This is a genomic window from Mycobacterium sp., assembly GCF_049585075.1.
In the GTDB taxonomy this organism is placed as follows: domain Bacteria; phylum Actinomycetota; class Actinomycetes; order Mycobacteriales; family Mycobacteriaceae; genus Mycobacterium.
This window is the reverse complement of record NZ_JBAUZA010000415.1, coordinates 1-1,741: the sequence shown is the minus strand read 5'-3', so window position 1 is coordinate 1,741 and position 1,741 is coordinate 1. Positions and strand designations below refer to the sequence as shown.

The window sequence follows — 1,741 nt, the reverse complement described above, 5'->3', positions numbered from 1 at the left end:
CCCTGCGCCTGATCGTGCAACAGCCCTGCGACCCAGTCCTGCACCTGATGCGGGTCGACCCGCACGACACTGTGCATGCCGTCGTCGCTCCAGCCCGACTCGTCGAGCACCGGGATAGTGGCGAAGGCCACCTTGCCGGCGGCCAGCTTCTGCAGCTGGTTCACGAAATCCATGATGTCCCAACCCGATGACAACACCACCGAGCGCTGGATGGCCTGCTGGAGGCGGTTCATCGTCGCGGGGCTCGACAGCGTCTTGCCGGAGATCACCTGGTGGGCCAGCGAGGCCATCACCAGCTGCTGACGGACCACCCGGTCCAGGTCGCCGCGAGGCAGATCATGGCGCTGCCGGACGAAGCTCAGCGCCTGCGGACCTTTGAGCTTCTGCCAGCCGGCCGGAAAGTCGGCGCCCGACATTGGTTCGTACACCGGCGCTTTGAGGCAGACATTGACACCGCCGAGGGCATCGGTGATCAACGCGAAGCCCAGTAGCCCGATCTCGGCGTAGTGGTCGACGGTGACACCGGTGAGGTCGGCAACCGTTTTGATCAGCGCCTCACGGCCGGCCTCGGTGCCCTCAGACTCGGCCTCGGCGGGCGCGACACCGGATTCGACAAGGCTGACCCGCTTCTCTTCTTTGGTCTGGCCGTAGACGCCGTTGATCTTCGTCTTGCCCAGCCCGGGCGCCGACACATAGGTGTCACGCGGGATGGAGATTGCAGTCGCCGATTTCCCGTTGTTCGGAATACGCACCAGGATGATCGTGTCGGTGTTGGAGGCGGTTTCGTCACCGGCCTTGAGCGCAGCCAGCTCTTCGGCGCTCAACGGGTTGCCGTGGGCATCGGTGCGGCTGTCCATGCCGACAAGCAGGATGTCGATGGCGCCGTCGTCGCCGCCTTGGCCCAGCGACGGGGCGAAAACGTGGAAGATGCCGTCCTCGAAGGAGCGGACCTTGCCCCAGGCCACGCCGGTACCGAGCACGACCGCCACGGCCGCCACGGTTGCAATCACACGAACCACGCGTTCCCCAGGCATCCCACCAGACTACTTTCGTCACAGCAGTATCGCCGGTAGCGTGACGTCGGCGTGCCAGACTCGTGACCATGCATGAGGGCAGGATCGTGGTCAGCGGCGCGGGTGGGCAGGTCGGCACCTTGTTGACAGACCTGGCCGTTCGCCAGGGACGCGATGTGCTGGCGCTGACGTCGGCGCAGTGGGACATCACCGATCCGAAGGCCGCGGACCAGATCGTGCAGAACGGCGACGTGGTCATCAACTGCGCGGCCTACACCAACGTCGACGGCGCCGAGGGTGACGAGGAACGCGCATACGCGGTCAATGCGGCGGGCCCTGAGCACATCGCGCAGGCGTGCGCGCGTGTGGGCGCGCGGATGATCCACATCTCCACCGACTACGTGTTCAGCGGCGACTTCGGCGGATCAGAGCCGCATCCCTATGAGATTGACGACGACACGGCGCCGTTGAGTGTGTACGGCCGTACCAAACTCGCCGGCGAACAGGCCGTGCTTGCGGCGCTGCCGCAGGCGGTCGACGTCCGCACGGCCTGGGTGTACACCGGCGCAACGGGCAAGGACTTCGTCGCCACCATGCGCCGGCTGGCCGCCGGCGATCGCGTCGTCGAGGTGGTCGACGACCAGACCGGCTCGCCAACCTACGCCGGTGATCTGGTCGTCGCGCTGCTGCAGGTGGCCGACGGGGAAGTGCACGCGCCGCTGGTGCAC

Annotated in this window: 2 protein-coding genes; one reads left to right on the top strand and one right to left on the bottom strand. The window is 66.6% G+C overall.

The features are described from left to right. The coding region (locus WB785_RS19690) for an LCP family protein (protein ID WP_424080987.1) at window positions 1–1,034 on the bottom strand (1,034 nt) is incomplete at its 3' end. Window positions 1,035–1,102: 68 nt separating this feature from the next. Here WB785_RS19690 and rfbD point away from each other — a divergent pair. After that, window positions 1,103–1,741, top strand: a 639-nt coding sequence (gene rfbD, locus WB785_RS19685; RefSeq protein ID WP_424080985.1) for a dTDP-4-dehydrorhamnose reductase, incomplete at its 3' end; no start/stop codon positions are given.